Origin of the sequence: Legionella sp. km535, assembly GCF_003990085.1 — a bacterium.
Lineage (GTDB): Bacteria > Pseudomonadota > Gammaproteobacteria > Legionellales > Legionellaceae > Legionella > Legionella moravica.
The window spans coordinates 75705-99976 of the sequence record NZ_RZGU01000011.1 but is presented as its reverse complement, the minus strand read 5'-3'; the positions used below and the strand labels follow the sequence as shown (position 1 = coordinate 99976).

The window sequence follows — 24272 nt, the reverse complement described above, 5'->3', positions numbered from 1 at the left end:
AATTATACACTTTTTTAGCAATTGTCCCAACCAAATTCATTTTTTAAGTGGGACAATTGTTATTTAGTCAAGGCCATTACAGGGGCCTGGTTTAGGTTCCAGAAGAGGTTGTTGTTCGTCGGTAAGGTCATCCTCTGTCTCATCAGAAACTTGCTTTACAGGAGGGGATGGATGTTCCTCTGGTTTAAAGAAACCCTGTGATCCTTTTGAGGGTTTCTTACCCCAATGGTCGGGATCGGCACAAAAGGCTTTGTATTCAAGTTCATCAAACTCTTTAAGCGCCATTTTTTCAGGTGTAAACAGTTTATTGATCAATAAATTAGTGCATATCGCCAGAACAAATGCCGCGCCCAAAAAGGCTAGCCCAATTCCCATAGGTAAGAAAACCAGATTAACAAAAATAAAGGCCGGAATAAATGTTTCCATGATCAGTGATCGAACAAGATGCATGGTTTGAAATACGATCATTTGCTTTTGATATTCTGTTTCCGCCAGAGTTTTTTTGATTTCCAGGAACATTAATTTCTTTTCATTGTCATCCAAATCAGGATTCTTTAATAACAATTCATGGAATTCAGCTAATTTATTTTTGTAATCCTGTTGCGCCTCTTTTTTGGATTCATAGGCTTTGTAAATTTCTATGCCTCCTTTGACGGCATTATTAATCACCGTAAATGCAAAACAAAGCACGGTTCCTGTAATGCTTAAGGCAAGTAATAGAGGGCCTGTTATCGGCAGGAAGGGTAATGCTACCAATGTGAAGGCCAGCATTAAACCAACAGCATAACCGATATTGGCAGCCAGGTTTATATTTTGATAATTCCAGTCTTTCTGGCACTGTCTTCTTGCTTTTTCCAAACCCTGCAATTGCAGATAATACTCTTTAAGCCTTTTTTGCTCGGTCTCATCAGCCTCAGGATCCTCGTTAATTTTTTTGATTAATTCCTTTATTTCCCCGATTTCTCGATCATATTCCTGCATTTCCTTGAGGAACTGAGTTCTGTTTTCTTCAAAGTCCCATACAGCAAGTGCAATATCAAAAGCCAGGAGCGCTATAGTTAAAAAATCCCCCCAAGTTCCTAATGCTCCTTTTCCAGTCAGAACAAAGTAGCAAAGACAGTTTCCTGTTGCCCAGACAAAATCGTTGAGAAGAGTAAATTTTCTCTGATTCCATTGGGTAAGAAATCGTTGTGTCCATGGAGTGCTACTCTCTTCTTCACTCATCCAGGGGCCTTTAATGGTGTGTTTAAGGAGTAAAAATAAATTGAGTGAGCCGCGAAAATAATACAAGGCCCAACTTAGTGCTCCAGTATAAGGATCGGGTGATTTGGCTACGGTTGTTGCATCTGAAACATTAAAGAAATCAGGCGGTAATAATTCAAGCACCGTTTTTAAAAATCCGCCTCCCCATACCCAGTAGAGACGTTTTTCATTAAACCAGCCCATCGCTTCCTTGATAGTTTTGGTTGCACGGCTGGAGATTTCATCCATTTTTTCACCAAACCATTGTCCTAAATCAATAAATGAATAGGTTACTGGATAGCCATCGGTGGCATAGCCGTGTTCGGGCGCTGGATCAATTTGTTGTTCCTCGCACACTTTTTGATAGTTGAGGGCATCAATTAGTTGCTGACATCGTTTAATACTGGCCTTATAGGATTTGACATTCTCTGTTTTCTGATGAGTTGTTTCATGTCTTTTTTGAGCAAGTAACAATAAATAAGTGACTTGTAAATCGCGCAGAAGAATATCTTTTTTTTCCTGACTCATGTATGAAAACATGACTTCGTCAGTATGTTCCAACATAGACAGGTAATAACTCAGTGGGGTTAGAAAATCCACGCCACTCTGTGTTTTATTATAGGCAATGAGATTCTCAACCATTATGTTACGGCGTCGCTTATCCATCTTATCCATATCAACGGTTTGACGGTAAGATTCGAGAATTAAGCTGCTTGTTGCCATAACATCACCTCTAGGATTAAGGGTTTTTTGGTGACTACCTGTTAATTATACTAAAAATAGAACAGAAGTGTATTTTTTTATAACATAGCATTTAATTTAAAAACAAGGTGATTATTTGCAGATTTACAGTATTGATACTAAATTTTGCGTAAAATAGAGTGATTAAGTACAACTGCTCAATTGAAGGCAGTAATGAGTTGAATTGAATTATTTTCCAGTGCATTAGGGTTGCAGCGATTTACTGAATTGGTGCGAGTGCTTGTTTTGTGAGTATGATTAGGGCAACCTTCTGGTCTGCTAAGTCCCTTCAGTTAGCAGGATGCGCCAATCATTTTCATTTAAGTTAAGAATGTTATTAAGCCGGTAATGGTTCAACACCTCTTCTTAAATAAACATCATCAAAACGTTTTATATCATCTTCACCAAGATAGGCTCCGCTTTGTACTTCGATTACATACAGTGGAGCATTTCCCGGATTACTCAGACGATGCAGCGTATTTTGCGGGATGTAAGTGGATTGATTTACAGACAATTGAATTTTTTGTTTCCCGTTAATCACTTCCGCTTCTCCACCGACTACGACCCAGTGTTCTGCTCGATGCTGATGCATTTGTAAGGATATTTTTGCTCCTGGTTTTAGCATGAGGCGTTTTACTTTAAAGGCAACACCTTCGGCTAAAATTTCGTAGTAACCCCAAGGACGATTTACCCGCTGGTGATCCTGAGTCAAGTGGTGATGTTCCTTGCGCAATGAATTAACCAATTCTTTGACTTGTTGCGAGTATTGTTTATCGGCAACCAGAACAGCGTCACTGGTTGCTACAATGATTTGGTTGTTAATTCCTACGGTTGTTACGAGTAAGTGTTCACTGTTAATTAAACAATTGTGACTGTCTTGTGCGATGACTTTGCCGGTTATTGTATTTCCGTGCTCATCTGGCTGATTTGCATCAGCAACAGCAGCCCAACAGCCCAGATCACTCCATTGCATGCTTACAGGAATAACAACTGCTTTGTTTGTTTTTTCCATGATCGCATAATCAATCGATTCATCTTTACATTGGGAAAATAATTCTAGATCCAGTCGTACAAAATCATGATGGTGCTGAGCGTGAATCAAGGCTTGTTCACTGTATTGATGGATGCTGTGTTCCAATTTATTCAATTCTTCCAGATAAACGCCAGCCGTACAGACGAACATCCCGCTGTTCCAAAAATAATTGCCGTCAGCAATAAATTCGGCAGCAGTTTGAGCATCGGGTTTTTCTCGGAAGCTTAGTACTTGTTTCACCTTTTCGCTTAATTCCAATCCTGACTCAATGTATCCATAACCTGTCTTTGGGCTATCAGGCTCGATGCCAAATGTGACAATTGCCTTATGTTCAAGGGCATATTGTGCACCATCGAGCATCGCTTTTTTCCAGGCACGATCATCAGCTATCCAGTGATCTGACGGCAAGACCAGCATGATCGCATCATGACCTGCTGTACGCACCAAATGATGAGCAGCGCAGGCAATTGCAGGCGCGGTATTGCGTACACAAGGTTCCAGTAAATAAGTAGTCTGTGTATCAAAATCCTGCAGTTGCTCCTGGCAGAGAAAGTAATGAGCATCATTACTCACTATGGTGATGCGCTCGTAATGTAAACTGGTCGCTCTTCTCATGGTTTGTTGCAATAGAGAGTATTCACCATTTAATGTGAGAAATTGTTTTGGGAAGTTCTGGCGGGACAGTGGCCATAACCGCGTACCTGAACCTCCAGCAAGAATTACAGGAAAAAGAGTAGTCGTCATCACATTCCAAGTTGTGGCATAATTGGCCAGCATTTTAACAGGAAATTTTAAGAGCAGGCAATGCTCAAAGTAGACGAGGTATTATTTTATGAATAAAGCAGTTGTGTTGTTATCTGGTGGGCTGGATTCAACCACTTGTCTGGCTCTGGCAAAATCCAGGGGCTTTGCCTGTTATGCACTTAGTTTTTCATACGGTCAGAGGCATTCTGCTGAGTTACTGGCTGCTGCGAGGATAGCGCAGCATTATGATGTGGTCGAGCACAAGATAGTCCATCTGGATACCCAATTATTTAGTGGTTCTGCGTTAACAGATCAAACCATTAATGTTCCTGATTATCTGGACAGTCCAAAAATACCGGTTACGTATGTGCCTGCTCGAAATACGATATTTTTATCAATGGCATTGGGTCTAGCTGAATCCATCGGTGCCAGAGATATTTTTATAGGTGCCAGTTCAGTCGACTTTTCTCATTACCCGGATTGTCGGCCTGAATTTATTCAGGCTTTTCAACATATGGCAAATTTGGCTACCAAGGCGGGTATTGAAGGGGACTCATTTCGTATTAATGCTCCCTTACAGCATTTAAGTAAAATTGAAACCATTCAGTTGGGGATACAATTAGGTGTTGATTACGGAATGACGGTTTCGTGTTACCAGGCAAACGACAAGGGCGAGGCTTGTGGTTTATGTGATAGTTGCACTTTCAGAAAACGGGGTTTTTCTGGATCTGGAATAGACGATCCGACGATTTACCAACTCGCTGGTCATAATTAATTCATTTAGATGCAAGAAATGATACAATCTCCCCTTTTTTGTGCTGAGGTCATGCTATGTGGTCGATAATAAACGAATGGTTTAAAAGAAATAAATCTTATTTGACGATGCTGTTTCTCTCATCATTGACCGTCGGTTTACTCGCCGGCATTTTAAGTGTCATCTTTCCACCGGTTATGTTTGCCTTTTCCACTATAACTATCTTCGGCATCACTCCATTGGCATTTTTGACGACTTTGCCTTCCCCACTCGCTGCGCTTGCTTTAAGCGCCATCATGGTCGGGATCAGCGCTGGCGTGCTTGCCCCAGGCATAATGGTCGTGAAACAATTGACTACTATTGGAATTCATCTGTACGCTTTATTTACGCATGAGGAACAGCACGAAACGGACATCCTTACGACGGGAACCTATAATTATTTTAATCAGTATTTTCAACCTGATTCGTATGATTATGTTGAAGAAGATGATGACGAGGAGTTTTATGAATTGAGCTCCGATAATTCTTCTGATGATGCAGACGACAGGGTTTTATTAGTTGAACATGCTATCGATTCTACAGAATCAAACAGCCGTCTGAATCTGGGTTGAATGTTAGTGCGGTGCATTGATAATTCATCAATGTATTCCCAACGTTTTGCGCTTTATGCTTGAGAGAATGGTCACAAAAATTGGCCATAGCTTTAGGATGTGAGCTCAACAGAGCATTTGTTGGCATAAAATGTACTATTGTAAAATTATTTCATCAATTATGATTAATTGCGGTCAATTAATTTTGCCTTTTAGGTAAATATATTTAATATTCGATCAAAGAAGAACCAGTTCAATTTACACTTTTGTTACAACATCCTGCACGTTTTGGATTCTCAACCTGGGACATGGTTGCTACAATCCTTTTGGTTTTTAACTTTGGAGTAACAAAATGACATTTAAGGATTTTGCAACAGGTGTATTTTATCTTCCTGCCAGGGCTCTTTCTGGTATGACCGATTTATTATTAGGAACTACTTATATAGACGCTGATGGTGAAGAAGCAAAACGGCCTGGCTTATTTAGTGTGATTGTTGATGCGTTCAAAATAATTGGTAATTTCATTCTTGATGCGACCAAAGCTGTTGCAAGGGGCATATCAGCTTTTATCGCCAATCATCAAAAAGCGATAGCTGTTGCATTTTGGGCTTCACTAGCTACTGCTGGTCTTGCTGTCCTTTCTGTTGCATTTTGGCCTGCCGCTCTTTCTGCCGTTGCTAATTTTGCAATTGGTGGTGTTTCTATTGCTTCTCTTGTGGGTGCTGGTTATGTTGCTCAATTGTGCGCTATTGGTGGTCTTGCGACTGCAGCAACCAGCGCTGTTGTTTATGTCAGTGCTGCTATTATTAACACAATCACTGGCATTAGAGATTTCTTTTTTAAACCTCAAGGGTCAAATCGTTTTCAAGACAATTCGGCTTACCAAGGACTTGGTGATGTGGATTCAATAAATACAAAAAACAATCCCATGTCCAGTTTGATGTCTACTCAAACTAATGCTGATTCAAGTTTATTGAAACCAGACTCTTCTGATGAAGCGCCAATATTTACTCCAGCAATTTTCGCAAAAGAAACTACGTCTGCACAACCAACTGGACCACTAAATGGTGAGCATACAGTCGAAAATGCATCCAATGCAGCAGGATGCTAATTAGTACATCGTGCAGTCATTAAGAAGCGCGGCTGATGCCGCGTTTTTTATTCTTCGCCCCAACGTTTGAGCAAACCACTTTCCAGATCAAACAAATCCAATACTCTGCCTACGGTTTCATCCACCAAATCGGCTATGCTTTGCGGTTTGGTATAAAAAGCTGGAACGGGCGGGTATATGATGCCTCCCATTTGTGTAATGCTGACCATATTGTTAAGGTGACCAAGATGCAACGGTGCTTCTCGAGGAATCAAAACCAATTTTCTGCGTTCTTTCAGAACAACATCAGCAGCGCGGGTGAGCAAGGTACTGCTAACTCCATGAGCAATTTCGCCCAGGGTTTTCATTGAGCATGGGGCGATAATCATCCCCATGGTTTTAAATGATCCGCTGGCAATACTGGCACTCACATCGGTACAAGGATGATATACGTCAGCCAGGGCTTTAAGCTCAGCAGAGCTGAGTTCTGTTTCATAGGCTCGAGTTAACTGTCCGGCTTTACTGACTACCAGATGGGTTTCTACGGATAATTGCCGTAACACCTGCAGTAGCCTGATGCCATAGATTATCCCGGAAGAGCCGCTGATACCTATAATAAGGCGTGGTTTGTTGGTCATGGTAATTCGCTTTACAAAATGAATTAGTTTGATATTAGCAAATTATTGAAAATAAAACTTGATCCGGGTTGTCATACTGAACGAAATACATTCTTTTATACTCGTGAAGCGGTGAACATGACTTATTTTTTTAGAAAAAATTGATGGGAAGTCCAGAATTGTCGAGCCACGTCTGTCCCATTAAAAATATGACGTCTTTCCGAGCGTAGCGAGGAATCTCCTGCAAGGTTGTACGATCCCGTTAAAATGCGGCCATTAAAATCATATTTGTCGAAATGATATAAAAATCCAGGTACATCTTCTGGTGACATCATTAAATTCCTTGTAAAAAAAGAGTTTAAAAGATAATGATAATTAATGCATTAATTCAGATTGTGCCAATTTGCAGGAGATTCCTCGCTACGCTCGGAAAGACGTCATATTTTTAATGGGACAGCCGTGATTATCGAGCATTTGCATGCAGCATTTAATCTGTCTTTGCGTTATAATTACCCGTTTTTCTACTGATGAGTATTCGAGATCTATGTTAACACAACGCAAAATGCTGGTGACCAGCGCTCTTCCTTATGCTAATGGACATTTACATCTGGGACATTTGGTAGAACATATCCAGACGGATATTTGGGTCCGTACTCATAAAATGCTGGGTATTCAATGCATTAGTGTCTGTGGTGATGATGCGCACGGGACTCCTATTATGCTTAAAGCGGAGCAAATGGGCATTACCCCCGAGGAGTTGACTGCCCAGATCAAGTTAAGTCATGAGAGTGACTTCAACGCTTTTGCTATTGATTACGATTGTTATCACACGACTCACTCTCCTGAAAATCAGATGTTGGCTTCAGCTATTTATGAACAGTTACAGGCCGGTGGCGATATTATTAAAAAAACGATTCGTCAAGCTTTTGATCCTGAGAAAAAAATGTTTCTGCCTGATCGTTATGTTAAAGGCACTTGTCCTAAATGCGGTGCTCTGGATCAATATGGAGATAATTGTGAGGTTTGTGGCGCAACATACTCTCCAACCGATTTGATAGATGCGGTATCGGCAATTTCAGGTGCAAAACCAATAGAAAAGGATTCAGAGCATTATTTTTTTGATTTGCCAAAATATGAAACCTTATTAAAACGATGGACTGCTAATGGACATTTGCAAACAGAGGTGGCCAATAAGCTGGAAGAATGGTTTGCGGCTGGATTAAAACAATGGGACATCTCCCGTGATGCGCCCTATTTTGGATTCCCAATCCCTGGTACAAAGGATAAATATTTTTATGTTTGGCTGGATGCTCCTATAGGGTACATGGCAAGTTTTAAAAAATACTGTGATGAGCAGGGTGTTTCCTTTGACGAGTTCTGGGATAAAGATTCAAAAACTGAATTATACCATTTTGTTGGTAAGGACATTGTCTATTTTCATGCCCTGTTCTGGCCTGCCATGTTGGCAGCAAGCGGTCACCGCACACCTACAGCGGTTTATACGCACGGATTTTTAACAGTGGATGGGCAGAAAATGTCCAAGTCACGGGGTACATTCCTCGAGGCTCGAACCTATCTTGCGCATTTGCATCCCGAATATTTACGTTATTATTTTGCTGCTAAATTGAATGGACGGGTTGACGACATTGATTTGAATTTTGATGATTTTACTAACCGAGTGAATGCGGATCTGGTTGGCAAAGTAGTTAATATAGCAAGCCGTTGTGCAGGATTTATTAACAAACGCTTTGATAATTATTTAAGCAGCTCGTTGGCTGAGCCACAATTATACGCTGAATTGCTTGCAGTTAAAGAAACGGTAATTGATTCTTTTGTATCCAGAGATTATGCACGTGCTATCAGACAGATTATGGATTGTGCTGATAAAGTCAATCAGTACATCGATGCCAATAAGCCCTGGGTTCTGGCTAAAGAGGAACATCGTTTGGCCGACGTTCATGCGATTTGCACCATGGGGATAAATTTATTCCGCATTTTGATAACCTACCTTAAGCCGGTATTACCTATGATGGCTCAGGCCACAGAACAGTTTTTGAATTGTGACGCGTTGACTTGGGATTCCATTAATCAGCCGTTGCTGGATCATCAAATCAATACCTTCCAGCCTTTGATGGTTCGAGTAGAAAAAGAAAAAATTGATGCCATGTTGTCTCAAACCAAGGAGTCTTTGATGACTGCACCAGTAGTTGAACAAAAAACGACGACCGAAGAGAATACGATCAGTATTGATGATTTTGCTAAAATTGATCTGCGGATAGCAAAGATTATTTCAGCTTCTCCTGTTGAAGGCGCAGATAAATTATTATGCTTGAAACTTGATTTAGGTGATTGCCAGAAACAGGTTTTTGCAGGGATAAAAAGTGCCTATGAACCGGAAGATTTAGTGGGCCGTTTGACGGTGATGGTCGCTAATTTAGCACCGCGTACCATGAGGTTTGGTGTTTCAGAAGGGATGGTTTTGGCTGCAGGTGATGGTAAAGGAATTTACTTATTACAACCCGACGCAGGAGCGCTTCCAGGCATGAAGGTGAAATAATGGCATCAGTCAAGGAGGTTGATGCGCTTTTACCACAAACGCAATGCGGTGAGTGCAATTATCCTGGCTGCATGCCCTATGCGGAAGCTTTGGTTCAAGGTACTGCCCTGATTAACCAGTGTCCTCCGGGAGGAGCTGAAACGGTAAAGGCTTTGGGTGCTTTGTTGCATGTTGATCCTGCGCCTTATTTAGATGAGATCGCTGAACGTACTCGCCAACCTTCTGTTGCGGTGATTCGTGAGGCAGAGTGTATTGGCTGCACTAAATGCATCAAGGCCTGTCCTGTTGATGCAATTATTGGTAGTGGTAAATTAATGCACGCGATTATTGCTCATGAATGTACAGGATGCGGATTATGCGTTGAACCCTGCCCGGTGGACTGTATTGAAATGAAGACGCTTGAAGAGCCAGCATACAACAAGGACAGAGCTCGTGACCGCTATCATGCCCGGCAAGCACGTTTGTTGCGAGAGGAGCATGAAAAGCAACAAATTTATCGAGAAAAGCGCCAATTAGCACTGCAATCAAAGGATCATCTGGATGATAAAAAGGCGAAACAGGATTACATTCAACAGGCCCTGGCTCGCGTTAAAGCGAAAAAAATGTGATGAATAAGCAAAAACGACGCGAGATCTTTGAACGTTTTCGCAACCTGAATCCTCATCCAACAACGGAACTGAAGTATCAATCCCCCTTTGAATTGTTAATCGCGGTAATTCTTTCTGCGCAAGCGACTGATGTGAGTGTGAATAAAGCAACAGAACAATTGTATGCTGTGGCTAATACCCCGCAAAGTATTCTGGATTTGGGGCTGGAGGGATTGAAAGGCTATATCAAATCCATTGGCTTGTATAACAGTAAGGCGCAAAATATTATTAAAACTTGCGACATCCTGATGAACCAATATCATGGTGAAGTGCCGAATCAACGAGACGCTTTGGAATCATTACCAGGAGTAGGCCGTAAAACTGCCAATGTGGTTCTTAATACCGCTTTTGGACAACCGACTATGGCTGTTGATACGCATATATTTCGAGTAGCCAATCGTATTGGTTTGGCAAAGGGCAAAACTCCTCTAGCCGTAGAGCAGGGGCTTTTAAAAAATGTTGAACCTGAATTTTTACATGATGCACACCATTGGTTAATTTTACATGGTCGCTATGTATGTACCGCACGTAATCCTCAATGCAGTACTTGTCCTATTAAAGATTTATGTGAATATAAAGATAAAAATACTAGAGGCTGTTGATATTTCATTATATTCAAGCCTACTTTCCGCGACTTGTTCGCGGAATCGATAGATCGTGCGCAAAACAAGAATATATTGCGCCTATAAAGAGTGAATTGGATCCCGCGAACAAGTCGCGGGACGTCGAAGCTTGAATTGTCAACAGACCCTAAAACACTCTAAAATGGCTTCTAATGAGTTCATGTTACGGAATGAGGTGTTTTGATAAACGATAAAAGAAGTTGTTATTCCATATTGGTAACTGCCCCATTTATTCCGATCACCGAGAAGGATTGCCAAAGACATACGAAGCCGAATTAAAAATATCTTTTCAATGCCTTACTTGAGCTTGAGCATTTTATCTATATGAAAAGGATTTTTATAGAGTGCTTTTTCTCAGGGCAAAATTTTTTTTTCAATTTTCAGCAAAATGACCTTTTAAAAAACTGGTATTTCTAATTTATTAGCCCTAGAATGAAGTTCTGCTGTAGCAAGGAGAGCGTTATGAGCTGGTGGTCATCAGTAGTTGATGGAGTTAAGGCTGTAGGCACTAAATTGAAAGATGGAGCCCAATGGCTTTGGAATAATACTTCAATATCAAAAATTACAACAAGTGTGTTTACCTATACAACAAACACAACTTTTCAGATATTGGAACAAGGCTTGGCCTGGCGAAAAGCTGTTCCAACATTAATCAATAATCCCGCAGCAAGAAACATTGTCAATGGTATGGCTTACATTGCTGTACATGATGTGTTACGCATTGTTGCTCTGAATTGTGTTAATAACTCAGTTCAAAATTATTTCCGTGAAGGTCATGATGCAGATCCCTGGTTTACGCCTTACTCGGCTTTTTTAGCGGGATTATCATTAGTCCATTATGGCGTTAAAGCATATACTTACCGGGAAGGGGCACAATCTTTGATGCGCATTACCATCCTGGATTCAGTCGGTCCTTCTGCATTTAATTCAAACAAAGTAATAACTCCTCCCACTTTATGTAAAGATTTGGATTGTAATTTCAAGAGAAAAACAAAAGGGATACTAAGAGAGCCTTTTATCCTGGCAGCCAATGACTTAATCACCTGGGCTATAAGTTGTATTCCTTACGTTGGGGAAACAACGTCTCAAGGGATTAGAATCTTTTTTAACGGGCGTTATATTACACGATTGGTAACGCCTGAGCGTTGTGAACGGCACAAGGCGATGATGCAGGAATCTGTTTTAGCTTTAGGCTTGACCTATGAAGCATCAACGATGATCATGGATTACATACTGGAATCCACGGTTGGAGTTCCCCCGTTTCTGTTTCATCGCACAATGAAGCATTTATTGCTTTTATTGCATGTTAATCTCGCAGCGCATATGGCTATTCCTTTAGTAGAAGATAAAGATGCGACTTTGATGTTCGATCCATTGAATATTTATGAGCGAGTGTGTCGTTTTATAGCGGATGTGATCTTTGCTGGCTTAATGAAAAGAATACCAATTGATTTTAAACCGGTAAAAGGTGCCCCTCCTTTAATACCGTTATCTCCCGCTTTGAAATACGGTACTTCATTATTAAACAGCGATAAGGAGCGGGAAATTAAAACGGCTCCAGGATTTTTTAGTAAATCATTTAATTCAGTACGTGCCTTGGCTGCGCCAACTATTTTTCAAAGTTGGCGTGATTTTATAAACGATCCCATCATTTCGAAATATTGGCATGGAATACAACAAGGCAGTTTAAATACCGTTAAAATAATATTGAGCTATAAGGAAAGTAAAACCAAAACAACCTTAGGATGGGTTCCTCCCAAAGCAGTGGCTGTAGCGATAAATCTTAAATTCGGAATACCTAAAAGATTAACGCAGTTTTTGATCATGCTGAGTAAAGAGGAAGATTTTTGGGATTTTATGGATGCTTTAAAATCCTGGCTGGAGCGGAACAATATTAAGGGCGAAGTGCAATTGGTTCCTCATGGCGGCATTGATTTGCCAGGTGAGAGAAGACTGGAGCCTGTTCCAATAGAAGAGAAAAAACAACCAAGCGAGCCTCCAGATCAATTGATTTCGACTCGGACTCAACAGCAGGAAGTAATTTCTGCCGAGCTATTAGTACCCAATCAGCAATTAAAGCAACGCGCCAGCGTACCGTTTTCTGCTGAAAGTTTATTTACCAGGAGAGGTCGTGAGGAGTCTGCAAAAATCGAGAGACAACCTGTTGGGTATTATATGTAGGTCCCGGTTGAATTGTTTGAGGCAGCATGCAATGGGCAGCTGCTTCAAAATAATTTTTTACGTTTGAAGTAAAATAACATTGAAATAGCTAAAATGGTCATCAAGGTCAGGACTACAGGATAACCATAACGCCATCCCAGTTCTGGCATGAATTCGAAATTCATTCCATAAACCCCAACGATAAAAGTTAATGGAATAAAGATACTGGCAAACATAGTGAGGATTTTCATAGTCTCATTCATTCGATTATTCAAAGTTGAGAGGTATATATCCAGCATGCTGGATGACATTTCACGATGCAGATCGATAGATTCTACAAGGCGAATACAGTGATCATAGAGATCGCGAAAATAAAGATTGTAGCGATTGTTTATAAATCCTTCATCATTGGTTAGCAAGAGATGCACTATATCCCGTAATGGAGCTATTGTTTTTCTAAGTGTGATGGTGCGTCTTTTGGTCATATAAAGTGATTGTAGTTCTATGGTTTCCGGTTTTTTTATTAATTGATCCTCTATTTTTTCAAGCAGGGTGGACGTTTCTTCAACAAAATTAAAAAAATCATCAACTATATAATCCATGATAAGATAAGTCAGATAATCGCTTCCATGCTCGCGAACCAGTGAGTGTTCTGCACTGAGTCGTTTGTAAAGAGGGGATAAGTCATAATTTTGCGATTCTCTGAATGTGATTAACAAATTTTGTTTGATAATTAAACTGAACTGTTCTGTAGAATAGGTTAATTGGTCTTTTGGTGTTTCCAATAATTTAAAAACAATGAACAAATAATCTTCGATAATATCAATTTTAGGTCTTTGTCGAGTGTTCAGTAAATCCTCAATCACAAGGGGATGAATTTTGTATTCACTGCATATTTTGGTAATTTCTTTGCTGTTTTCCAATCCTGCCACATCGATCCAGACATGTTTTCCTTCATTCAGCGCCGAATTTATTTTATCAGCATGAAAAGTACTGAGCATTTTATAACTTTGAGTATTATAAATATGAACATTGATCTGAGTTGGTTTGGGTGGGTGCTCGCCTACATAAACGGCAGTGCCTGGCAATAATCCTGTTTTGGAGGACGCATGTTTTTTGTGATTGCTCATTTAATGCTCGCTTTTGATGAATTTTGGAAAATAACAGCATCTACGTACCTTCTCAGTAAGTCCTGGAAGTGTCATCTCGAACGAAGTGAACCATCTGAACAGTGGCTTTATTTTGAGAGCCTTCACTGATTGCAGGATGACAAAACTCCCTGAGTTATTGAGTAGTTACAATTGTATTGTTTAGCTTAACAGGATTTCCGGGGTGTAGTCGACCTGTCATGAATGGATAGGAGGTTACTTAATTTGCTCTGCTTGCTATATCAAAGACTATGGTGTTATATTGACGAACTGCTTAGCTTAATAAAAAGCACTTGTTTGATAGTACATAATCAAGCTTATCCTTCCTGGATTGGTCAATGCAGCGGCTTATTAAATACTGTATGGCTGCTTGAGTTCGTGAAGATAGGGGCGCGTGTTATATAATGGAAAAAATCTGAGTATGAAGCAATCCTTGTCCTTACACCACACCCCAGGGTTCCTTTTTCTGTCGGTTAGTGTAATTACCTGCCTGATTTTATTAATTAACGTATCGTTTAAAATTATTATTCTTCAGGGCTTAGTATGTTCCATGAGCAGTTTGCTTTGTCCCTTAATTGCAGGGGTGTATTTATTCACATTAAGGCATTGCACGTTTAAAGAGCAGCGCCATGTGCTGAATATCTCTTTAATGACCCTGTATATTTATTGCATTGGTGTTTATGTGCTGGTTAACCTGCCTGCAGCTGAGTTCATGCACGACAATCCTGTATATCAGATTGTATTTGAAGACATCCCCAAAAAATTTTTCGCAACTACGATCTCTTTTGCTTTAAGTTTTTATTTACCCCATTTATTATTCTGCACCAAATCAAGCTCCATCCTGTCTTCACCAAAACAGTGCGTTATTCTTGCACTATTTGGAGGAATTGGTTTTTTTACCATGGATTTTTATTTACTTTTTTCAGCACCTCATGCTCATAGTTTCAAACAGATTTTTATTGATTCATTCATGGTCGCCTCACTGGTATTGTTGATTATTGGAATAAGTTATTTGTCTTTTATCTTGGATGAAAACCAACTCAATTCCGAGCGGATTGATGATAATTCAAATGAGCCCTCGCCTGTTTATCATTATCTTCTTTGTTCTGCTGTTGTCGTTATGTTGATGTGTCTTGCGTGTGAATACCGTATCGTGTCATTTACCAAAGACGGTATCCTTGCGGCAAGTTGTATTTTTTTTCCGATTACTATGATAGTAAGCACAGTAATCGGTGAAATATGGGGGTATAAAGCGAATTTAAAATTTGCTATGGCATTAATCGCGACTCAGTTGGCTTTTGATACTTTGTTAATGGGAATAGTAGCTCTTCCATCGCCAACTTTTTATAATTTGAATCCATTTTATTACTATATTTTACCCAGAAGATTACCTGCAGATTCTTTATCGTTATTTGTCACGTTTATTAGCAACGCTATGTTGATGCACTACTTAAAATTTCTGAAATGGGAACTCAGTCGTCCTGTAAGGGTTTTAATAGCTAATGTTTGTGCCAGTTCTTTGTTATGTCTTGTTGATTACAGCGTGCTGTTTGGAGGTATCTATTCCTATGAGCAGATTTTGAATTTAGCAATAAACGTTTGGCAATATAAATTATTGATGACTTTGATCTCATTACCACTTATTTTTTGGTTGTGTAATATGTTGAAAAAAAATTTCACGCCGATGTACCGTGTCATGGATAACCGGTTTAATTGCCCTCGGTAATTTTATTTCTCTTCTCAAGCTATATTCCCGCGAAGGCGGAAAATAGCAATTAGCTCTTCAGTTTTTTTGATACAATTTCAAATGTTATCGAGATTCTAGTGAGATCTCGATAACATTTATGAGGATTATTTATTAAAAAAGAGGATCGTTCCGGCTGGCAGCGCAGATGTCAGGTTTTTTTCGTAGGTCTTTGCCATCCATACAATGTTTTTTGTCGCGATTCAGTTAATGTCAATTCATCTGGCGGCACATTTTTGCGAATCGTGCTTCCGGCTCCGATAGTGGCATTTTTGCCAACGGTAACAGGGGCAACCAATTGCGTATCCGAGCCAACAAAAACTCCATCTTCAATAATGGTCTGGTGTTTGTTTACCCCATCGTAATTACACGTAATGGTTCCTGCACCAATATTGACTTTTTTTCCTATGTTCACGTCACCAAGGTAACTTAAATGACTGGCTTTGCTACCTTCATCAAATACGGCTTTTTTGGTTTCAACAAAATTGCCAATTTTACATTGTGCTGCCAATTGAGTGCCTGTTCTAAGCCGTGCAAAGGGGCCAATATCACAATTATTCGCTATCTGACATCCTTCCAGCACGCTGTTTGCGTAGACGGTGCATCCCGCTCCCAGGGTTACATCTTTTAAGCTGCAGTTAGGGCCTATAATGCAACCATCCCCTAGAACGACGGTGCCAGAGAAGACACAATTAATGTCAATGTAAACGTCTTTACCGCAAACCAGATCGCCACGCAGATCAAAGCGGTTTGCGTCTGCCAATCCAACACCTTGCTCCAGAAATTGATCCGCAACACGCTTTTGCCATATTCTTTCCAGCTGCTGTAATTGCAAACGATTATTAACTCCCTGGATCTCAAAATTATTTCGGGCAGTTAATGAGGTTATCGGCGTTTGATTCTCAACTGCTAAAGCAATAATTTCGGTCAAATAATACTCGCCTTGCGCATTATTGTTGCCTAGTTTGGGTAGCCATACTTCCAGATCAGCTGCTTTAGCGCAACATATGCCCGTATATATTTCTTTTATTTTCTTTTCTTGCTCATTTGCATCCTTTTCTTCTACAATGGCATAAATTTCATCTTGGTTGTTTCTAATAATGCGTCCAAGACCACTTGGGTCTTCGAGATTTGCAACCAGGAGTGCGAGAACGGATTGATGTGAGTGTGTTGATTTACTGCATTCAAGCAGTGCTCGAAGGGTATCCACCTGAATGAGAGGAACATCAGCAGACAACACAATGACTTGTGCTTGAGGTGGTATATGAGGTAGCGCTTGCATTACGGCATGACCAGTGCCCAGCTGCTCTGCCTGATGTACCCAATGCACAGGTAAATCAGGGAGTGAATTCTTTATTAGTTCACCACCATGGCCATAAATAACGTGGATTGCATCAGGATTGAGTTGCTGTGCGGTTTCAACTACGCGGGCAAGCATTGCTTTTCCGGCTAATTGATGAAGGACTTTAGGTGTATCGGAATACATTCTTTTGCCTTGACCTGCAGCTAAAATAATAATTTGTAAATTCATGAGATTTGTGATTTCCTAGGTTAGGTTGCATAAATAGGAGTTGAATTAAGCAGTCTGTTTCAAAGTTATTGTTGTAAGGATTAGTATAATAAATAAGTTGCCGTTAAAGGAGTAGAGCAATGACAATATTTCTAACTGTTTTAATTAAATTGATTAAAGAACAATTAAATGCAATGTCGAGTACATTGGAGTCTCAAGCGAACTACCCGAGTATTTACAATCAATTATTGTCGTTACAGAAAAAAAATATAGTTGATGCTTTGGAAAAAAAGATAGTTAGCTTTATTGGTACTGGAGATGATGAGGCTGATTCTAAAACCATTACTAAATGGATAGAGGATGCTCGTGTACAGATTCAAGATAAACAAGAGGCGCATAATAAACCTCGGGATGAGGGTGAAACGCTTAAAATGATGAGCGATTTAATTTTTCATACCAATGCCCTTTTTAGCAAACTGGACAAATATAATAAATCGGAGGCTTCATCTTCAGCCGGTTCGGTTAAGCTGAGGTTAATTAATCATCAGTTTTATAATACCCCTGAACACATCATTTATTACACTGCAGCGGGTTATTTGGGTGAGGAAATTTTTAAGCCTTCTAACAAAGATGCGGAAATTCGAGCGAGAAAGGAAGAGGCTGTATTATCAAGAATCCAATCTTTATATGAACGAATTCGTCCAGAGCATGGACTTGTTGATAGAAAGCAAAGAGCAACTGATGCACTTAAAGATTTATCAATGGATAATAAAGCCATTATCACTCCTGAGTCGAGTTCCAGTTTCGGTATTCCATTCCTTTCTTTAGGTGGAGTGTTCTCTGTTAAAGTACCCACTACATTATTTAACCCCAGTGAAGGACGGTTTGGGAAATTATTCAATTTCGCTGAAAGCGAGGTACATGATATGTCAGAACTTGAATTTAAACCCTCAGAGGAAGAGCATTTATCCATTAGTAGAGCAATGAAATAATTCAATTTTATTTAAGGTATTGGGGCCTATCCTAATACCTTGATTCGTTATATCGTTGCTTTAACCGTTATGTGTGATGCAGTTCACCACATAAATCAGTTTCCATCAGCGCTTTAACTTGAGCACTATCCAAATTTTTACTCAATAAATACAGAAGTTTGCAATGAGCTGCTTCAGGGGTCATGTCGTGGCCGCTGATTAACCCGGCCTGTTTTAAAGTATGTCCTGTGGCGTAGTGACTCATTTCAACATGACCATGTTGGCATTGGGTACAATTAATGATGATTACGCCCCGATTACAAGCCTCTGTAAGAAGATTTAAAAATCGGGGATCGTTGTTTTGTGCATTCCCGGCGCCATAAGTTTCGAGAATTAACCCCTTTAAGGGTTGATTCAAGATATAGGCCAAGACATCGGTTGCAAAACCTGGGAACAAACGAAAATTGGCTATAAATTGGGGGGTGATGGTTTGCAAGCGAAACGGTTTTTGTGGTGGTTTTTGCAATAGATGCTGGTGAAGCTCAATGTCTATACCAATAGTCGCAAGGTGCGGAAAATTGGGTGAGTCAAATGCATTAAAACGCTGGGCGCTTATCTTTTGTGACCGGTTGCCGCGTAACAGATGCTGATTAAAATAAATGCATACTTCGTTGATTGGTTGATGAGCGCACAACCAAAGTGAGGTAATGACATTATCTATGGCATCATTACGTACTTCGGATAAAGGAATTTGTGAGCCGGTTACGATGACAGGCTTGCCTAAATGTTCCAGCATGAACGACAAAGCGGAGGCAGTATAAGCCATGGTATCGGTGCCATGAAAAACGACAAAACCATCGAAATGATCGTATTCATGAGCAATATCGCTTGCAATTCGATTCCACTCATGGACCGTCATATTCGAGGAGTCCAGCAATGGTTGGTATTCTTTTATGACGTAAGCGGGCATGTCCCTATGTTTCAATGTGGGGATTTGGGCTATGGCTTTTTCTACATAACCTGGTGAAGGTTCATACCCATTGGGTGTTTTGACACTGCTGATGGTTCCACCCGTATTGATGATTAATATGCGTTTGTTCATGGGAATTGATTTAAGTTATTTGTTTCAATTATATCGCCCTTTCTTCGAGATAGCGAAAAAACAATTCTTCATCTTTTACCCTGAGAATACTTGACAGCTCTAGAGCTGCAATGTAGAAATTAAAGCCAGGAAGGATGTCAGGGAGAGGATGATGCTGAGCAGATGGGATTCAACAAGTGTGGTCGATTTGCAACAACAAATAAAAGCAGTTGCAGATCCGGTTGTGGCCAGGTACGAACACTACAAGAACGCTACTGCAACGATGTTAGCCAGTGTAGTCAGCCATTTCTTTAATGAAATGAATCAAGACAAAGTCCTGGAAGTCACTCAGCGCGTTGCTAAAAATGTAGATCAGGTGCCGGTGAATGAGCAATTTCTTCAGAAAAAATTTGATACTCTGGCCCAATTTACCCAAACCATCCAGGAGTCCGGTTTAGGCCTGATATTAGAAGAAGACAGCGATTTTTTTGAATTCAAGTATTCAGAGGGTTTAAAGCCAGATACAGTCGAATTCATGAATAAACTGGCCATTGCCTTGAACGCGTGTAGAATTTGTATTGGCATTGAGCAGATATATTCCACAATACTGAACAATCCTCATATTAAGACCGAAGAATACGAACATTTTCGCCATGAAGTGAATGAGTTAACCCAAAAATATTATTCGGGACCTTCGTCTGATTCTGATTACGGTATTTATTTAAGAGCTTATTATCAGCGTGCTTTGTCCATTCAAGTTCGACTGAAAGAACAACACATCAAGGTGAATGCCTGGAAAGAGCCGTTTGCAGAACAAATGCAACGTGCATTGGCTGCAATTTGTCAGGCGATTAATGGTACCGGATTAAAATTAATTGATGCAACAACGGCCTATCCCGACAAGACCTGGCTTGGAGACGGTTGGCGTCCTTTTGTGATAGGTTTGCTCAGTGAACTGGTTGCCCGATATTACAGCTATGCTTATGTGATTGGAGGGGCATTGTCGTTGAATCCTGAATATTGTGTTGTTTTATCCACGGAACTGTCCCAATTTTCATTAACCATGCAGGATCAAATGGAGCATCTGAAGCTCGCGATGTTAAAGGACGCCGATATAGCCCTGGGGGATTTGATTCGTCATATTCAAGGCGAAGCTGCTGTACACCAAATCATTTTAGCACCGGAGGAGCGCTCGGGCTATTACAGTAGCGGAAATTTATATTTGTTATACCCGAAACCCAATGGTTTAGCCGCACAAAACAGGTATTCAGAGGTACAATATGTGTGTTCTGATCATGGATTTCAATAATATTTTCAGAATTAATTGCCAAGGTCTTGTACTTTGTGGAAAAATCAGGATATTAACGGTTTAGTCTAAGCAGTGACATCATGGTGATTGATCGTGCCGGTTACAGGTTGAATGTAGGAATTATCCTGGTCAACAGTTCGGATAGAGTATTTTGGGGTAGACGCAGTGGACATGATGCCTGGCAATTTCCACAAGGTGGATTGGCTGCAGGTGAAACGTCTTTACAGGCGATGTTTCGGGAGCTGCATGAAGAAGTCGGTTTGGATAAGCATGATGTAGAGGTTATTGGTTCAACCAAACGTTGGCTTAAGTATCGACTTCCAAAACAATATTTACGTCATGGCAGTGAACCCTTGGTCATTGGCCAGAAACAAAAATGGTATTTATTAAAGCTCATTTCCAGTGAGCAGAAAGTTAGATTGGATTTAAGCGATTCTCCTGAGTTTGATAGTTGGCGCTGGATTGATTTTCATGAGCCAGAGCAACAGGTTATCTTTTTTAAGAGACAAGTGTATATACAAGCTTTAAAGGAATTGGAACCCTTATTAAAAATTCGCCGTACGCCCTACGGTATGAAACGGAAAAGAGGTAATCATAGGCCATAGATGCTAAAAGTACTTAAACGGATAGTTCAAGACGTCACCACTGCCGATCATTTAACTGAGGCACTTGGTATATTGGTGCAACGGATTCATAAAGCCATTAATGCTGAGGCCGTATCCGTTTACCTTATCGATAATAAACATGCGGAATACGTGTTAATTGCCACTGAAGGACTCAACAAACAAGCCGAATTTCGTGTACGTATTGCTCTTGATAGCGGCCTTATTGGTTTAATAGGTCGACGTGAAGAGCCCATTAATATGAAAGATGCGCCAACGCATCCTGACTTTTACCATAATCCATTGTTAGGTGAAGAACATCTGAATGCCTTTTTGGGCGTGCCTATTATTCAGCACAGGAAGCTTTATGGTGTTTTGATTGTTCAGCAGGTAGAACAGCGCTGTTTTGATGATGCAGAAGAATCCTTTTTAATTACCTTGGCTGCACAGCTTGGCGGTATCATTGCTCACGCCGAGGCAACCGGTGAATTAGCGGAATTGACCCAGCCTAGACCACTAGGAGCGGAACCTAAGGTAGAAGTTAGCCAGACCGCACTCACCGGAATAGGTAGTGTGCCCGGCATTGGTATTGGCACGGCTGTAGTGGTATACCCTCAGGCAGATATTGATGCGGTACCTCGTAATCCTGTAGAGGAATTGGATGATGAAGTCAGTGCTTTTTATGAGGCTTTGGAATCAGCCAGAGAGGACATGAGGCGTTTAAGCAAGCGTATGAAGGCTACTGTGGCTGAGGAAGAGCATGCGTTATTTGACGTTTATTTGCGAATTTTGGATAAAGACAGTCTGGGTGCAGAAGTAGAGCATGTAATTCGTGATGAGAAAATCAGCGCTCAAGCTGCTTTGGCGACCGTTATAAAAAAACATGTATCTCAGTTTGAGAGTATGGAAGACGATTACCTTCGTGAGCGTGCCAGTGATTTTCGTGATTTGGGCCGACGGGTTCTGGCTGAATTACAGTGGTCTCAACGAGAGGAAATTGTCTATCCAAAACGCACTATCCTAATCGGTGAAGAAGTGACTGCAGCGGCTCTTGCCGAAGTTCCTGAGGGGCAATTGGCAGGCGTTGTATCCGCAAAAGGTTCTAATAATTCACATGTAGCCATTTTAGCTCGGGCTTTGGGCGTTCCAACTGTAATGGGGCTTCGTGGATTAAAAGTTGAACTGGTTTCTCGCCGGGCGTTGATTGTAGATGGTTATTATGGCCATGTTTATGTCTCCCCGTCCAAAGCAATATTGGCTGAATTTAAACAGTTAGCGCAGGAAGAACATGAATTAAATCAGAGTCTGGTCAGCTTGAGAGACAAGCCTGCAGAAACTACGGACAGTTATCGCGTTTCGCTCCAGGTCAATACAGGATTGGCAATGGATGCTGGTTTATCCATGAGCGTTGGCGCAGAAGGAGTCGGTTTGTATCGATCCGAAGTGCCGTTCATGAGCCGAGATCGTTTTCCCTCAGAAGATGAACAAACCATTATTTACAGACAGACTCTAAAAGCCTTTGCTCCTCGCTCGGTAACCATGCGAACCCTGGACATTGGGGGCGATAAAGTGCTCCCTTATTTTCCTGTGGAAGAAGAGAACCCATATCTGGGATGGCGAGGCATACGTATTACTCTGGACCATCCGGATGTCTTTCTGGTTCAGGTCCGTGCCATGATGCGTGCTAGTGAAGAATTGAATAATTTACGAATTATGCTGCCTATGGTCACCAACTTAAGTGAGGTGGAGGAGGCGACTTATCTTATCGAACAGGCATTTGAAGAGTTGCTAGAGGAAGGTTGTGCCATAGAAAAACCGAAACTGGGAGTCATGATTGAAGTGCCAGCTGCTGCCTATCTGGCGAGAGAAATGGCTAAGCGCGTTGATTTTATTTCAGTTGGCAGTAACGACTTGACTCAATACCTGTTGGCTGTAGATCGTAATAATGCTCGGGTCGCAGGACTCTATGATGCTTTGCATCCCGCCATGTTGCGTGTTTTACTCAAAGTGGTAGAAGGTGGTCATGCAGCAGGGGTTGAGGTTAGCATTTGCGGTGAAATGGCCAGTGATCCTTTGGCCGTAATTTTATTAATTGCTATGGGCTTTGATACTTTGAGTATGAACTCTGCCAGCTTACCACGGGTAAAGTGGGTGATTCGTAATTTTGCCATTGCAAATGCTCGTAAGATACTGGCAGAAGTACTGGAGTTTGAGCATCCCGCTGAAATTCGATTCCATTTGCAAAAGGCTTTGGAGGATGAGGGTTTAGGCGGACTAATCAGAGCTGGAAAATCATGATTTTATCACACGTTGTTATTGGTAACTTGGTCTATGTTCTAATCGGTGCTTTTGCTGGTGTAATGTCCGGAGCAATAGGTATCGGTGGGGGGATCATTGTCGTTCCAGGACTCGTTTTTGTATTTCAATACAATCAGTTGATCCCTGAACTCAGTATTATGCACGTTGCCGCCAGTACCTCTTTGGCTGTTATGATATTTACTTCCTTATCGTCACTAAGGGTTCATTACAAAATTGGAGAAATCCTTTGGCCTCTGTTTAACAAAATATGGCCCTGGCTTGTTTTTGGAGTTATTTGCGGAGTCATTACATCCGATTTTGTGCCTACCAACTGGCTGAAAATGGTGTTTGGTCTTTTTTTAATTCTGGTGATTTTAAGAATGCTCTTTATGAAGCATTTTCCAAGTTTAGGTCACTTTCCTGTTTATTGGGTTAATGGATGTATTAGTTCCGTTATTGGTGTGATTTCCGGATTACTTGGTGTGGGGGGCGGCGTTTTAATTGTCCCCTATCTAGAATACAGCGGCGTAGCTATTCGAAAAATATCCCCTGTTTCCAATTTATGTACTTTGATTGTTGGTTTGATAGGGTCTTTGATATCAATGATCACCGGTCAGAATGAAATGACTGCAATTCCTTATACAACCGGATATATTTATTGGCCTGCCGTTCTTTTGGTCGGGTTAAGCAGTAGCTTGATTGCACCCTTTGGTGCTAAATTAAATTATGTTTTGCCGGTGAATCAATTAAGATATGGTTTCATCGTGATATTAATTTTAACGGCTACCAAAATGCTATTTTATTAGGAATA

General features: G+C 40.7%; 20 protein-coding genes. 13 read left to right on the top strand and 7 right to left on the bottom strand.

Annotation, left to right across the window (positions count from 1 at the left end; genetic code table 11):
- Nucleotides 1–63: 63 nt before the first annotated feature.
- Nucleotides 64–1965, bottom strand: coding sequence for a hypothetical protein (locus tag ELY21_RS08165; RefSeq protein WP_127108572.1), 1902 nt, complete (start codon nt 1963–1965; stop codon nt 64–66).
- A gap of 355 nt (nt 1966–2320) precedes the next feature.
- Entirely contained in the window at nt 2321–3760 is a 1440-nt protein-coding gene (locus ELY21_RS08160) for a mannose-1-phosphate guanylyltransferase/mannose-6-phosphate isomerase (protein WP_199741674.1), read from the bottom strand.
- Between the two features lie 88 nt (nt 3761–3848).
- Here ELY21_RS08160 and queC point away from each other — a divergent pair, with 88 nt between their 5' ends.
- The 3 genes from queC (at nt 3849) to ELY21_RS08145 (ending at nt 6215) form a co-directional block, all read left to right on the top strand.
- Complete coding sequence (gene queC, locus ELY21_RS08155; RefSeq protein WP_127108568.1) at nt 3849–4535, top strand: 7-cyano-7-deazaguanine synthase QueC; 687 nt, start codon at nt 3849–3851, stop codon at nt 4533–4535.
- Nucleotides 4536–4591: 56 nt separating this feature from the next.
- Nucleotides 4592–5125 carry a hypothetical protein gene (locus ELY21_RS08150; protein WP_127108566.1) on the top strand — a complete coding sequence of 178 codons (534 nt, stop codon included), beginning with the start codon at nt 4592–4594 and terminating at the stop codon, nt 5123–5125.
- 331 nt (nt 5126–5456) lie between these two features.
- On the top strand, nt 5457–6215 hold the full coding sequence (locus tag ELY21_RS08145) for a hypothetical protein (RefSeq protein WP_127108564.1): 759 nt from the start codon (nt 5457–5459) through the stop codon (nt 6213–6215).
- Between the two features lie 47 nt (nt 6216–6262).
- On the opposite strand, the gene ELY21_RS08140 is transcribed toward ELY21_RS08145, so the two are convergent.
- A complete protein-coding gene (locus ELY21_RS08140) occupies nt 6263–6832 on the bottom strand; it encodes a UbiX family flavin prenyltransferase (protein ID WP_127108562.1) in 570 nt (189 codons plus the stop codon).
- Nucleotides 6833–6954: 122 nt separating this feature from the next.
- Complete coding sequence (locus tag ELY21_RS08135) at nt 6955–7146, bottom strand: hypothetical protein (RefSeq protein ID WP_127108560.1); 192 nt, start codon at nt 7144–7146, stop codon at nt 6955–6957.
- Between the two features lie 209 nt (nt 7147–7355).
- Between ELY21_RS08135 and metG the strand changes: the two genes are divergently transcribed.
- The 4 genes from metG (at nt 7356) to ELY21_RS08115 (ending at nt 12819) form a co-directional block, all read left to right on the top strand.
- A complete protein-coding gene (gene metG, locus ELY21_RS08130) occupies nt 7356–9368 on the top strand; it encodes a methionine--tRNA ligase (RefSeq protein ID WP_127108557.1) in 2013 nt (670 codons plus the stop codon).
- Nucleotides 9368–9976 (top strand): RnfABCDGE type electron transport complex subunit B, encoded by a 609-nt coding sequence (locus tag ELY21_RS08125; RefSeq protein ID WP_127108555.1) that lies wholly within the window; start codon nt 9368–9370, stop codon nt 9974–9976. Before metG ends, ELY21_RS08125 begins: the two co-directional genes overlap by 1 nt.
- Complete coding sequence (gene nth, locus ELY21_RS08120; protein ID WP_127108553.1) at nt 9976–10617, top strand: endonuclease III; 642 nt, start codon at nt 9976–9978, stop codon at nt 10615–10617. The genes ELY21_RS08125 and nth overlap by 1 nt, the downstream gene beginning before the upstream one ends.
- Before the next feature lie 483 nt (nt 10618–11100).
- A complete protein-coding gene (locus ELY21_RS08115; protein ID WP_127108551.1) occupies nt 11101–12819 on the top strand; it encodes a hypothetical protein in 1719 nt (572 codons plus the stop codon).
- 44 nt (nt 12820–12863) lie between these two features.
- On the opposite strand, the gene corA is transcribed toward ELY21_RS08115, so the two are convergent.
- Complete coding sequence (gene corA / locus ELY21_RS08110; protein ID WP_127108549.1) at nt 12864–13928, bottom strand: magnesium/cobalt transporter CorA; 1065 nt, start codon at nt 13926–13928, stop codon at nt 12864–12866.
- A gap of 439 nt (nt 13929–14367) precedes the next feature.
- On the opposite strand from corA, the gene ELY21_RS08105 reads away from it, so the two are divergent.
- The gene (locus ELY21_RS08105) at nt 14368–15672 is read left to right on the top strand and encodes a VUT family protein (protein WP_127108547.1); all 1305 of its coding nucleotides are present in this window, start codon (nt 14368–14370) and stop codon (nt 15670–15672) included.
- Between the two features lie 169 nt (nt 15673–15841).
- Here ELY21_RS08105 and glmU read toward each other — a convergent pair whose 3' ends face one another.
- Nucleotides 15842–17221 carry a bifunctional UDP-N-acetylglucosamine diphosphorylase/glucosamine-1-phosphate N-acetyltransferase GlmU gene (gene glmU / locus ELY21_RS08100; RefSeq protein ID WP_127108545.1) on the bottom strand — a complete coding sequence of 460 codons (1380 nt, stop codon included), beginning with the start codon at nt 17219–17221 and terminating at the stop codon, nt 15842–15844.
- A gap of 119 nt (nt 17222–17340) precedes the next feature.
- Between glmU and ELY21_RS08095 the strand changes: the two genes are divergently transcribed.
- A complete protein-coding gene (locus ELY21_RS08095; RefSeq protein ID WP_127108544.1) occupies nt 17341–18192 on the top strand; it encodes a hypothetical protein in 852 nt (283 codons plus the stop codon).
- Between the two features lie 67 nt (nt 18193–18259).
- On the opposite strand, the gene ansA is transcribed toward ELY21_RS08095, so the two are convergent.
- Entirely contained in the window at nt 18260–19273 is a 1014-nt protein-coding gene (ansA, locus tag ELY21_RS08090; protein ID WP_127108542.1) for an asparaginase, read from the bottom strand.
- A gap of 148 nt (nt 19274–19421) precedes the next feature.
- On the opposite strand from ansA, the gene ELY21_RS08085 reads away from it, so the two are divergent.
- From ELY21_RS08085 to ELY21_RS08070, 4 genes are all read left to right on the top strand, one after another.
- Nucleotides 19422–20561, top strand: coding sequence for a hypothetical protein (locus ELY21_RS08085; RefSeq protein WP_127108540.1), 1140 nt, complete (start codon nt 19422–19424; stop codon nt 20559–20561).
- An 83-nt stretch (nt 20562–20644) separates the two neighbouring features.
- Nucleotides 20645–21166, top strand: coding sequence for an RNA pyrophosphohydrolase (locus ELY21_RS08080; protein WP_199741677.1), 522 nt, complete (start codon nt 20645–20647; stop codon nt 21164–21166).
- Complete coding sequence (ptsP, locus tag ELY21_RS08075) at nt 21167–23461, top strand: phosphoenolpyruvate--protein phosphotransferase (RefSeq protein ID WP_127108536.1); 2295 nt, start codon at nt 21167–21169, stop codon at nt 23459–23461.
- Nucleotides 23458–24267 (top strand): sulfite exporter TauE/SafE family protein, encoded by an 810-nt coding sequence (locus ELY21_RS08070; protein ID WP_127108534.1) that lies wholly within the window; start codon nt 23458–23460, stop codon nt 24265–24267. The genes ptsP and ELY21_RS08070 overlap by 4 nt, the downstream gene beginning before the upstream one ends.
- The last annotated feature ends 5 nt before the right edge of the window (nt 24268–24272 follow it).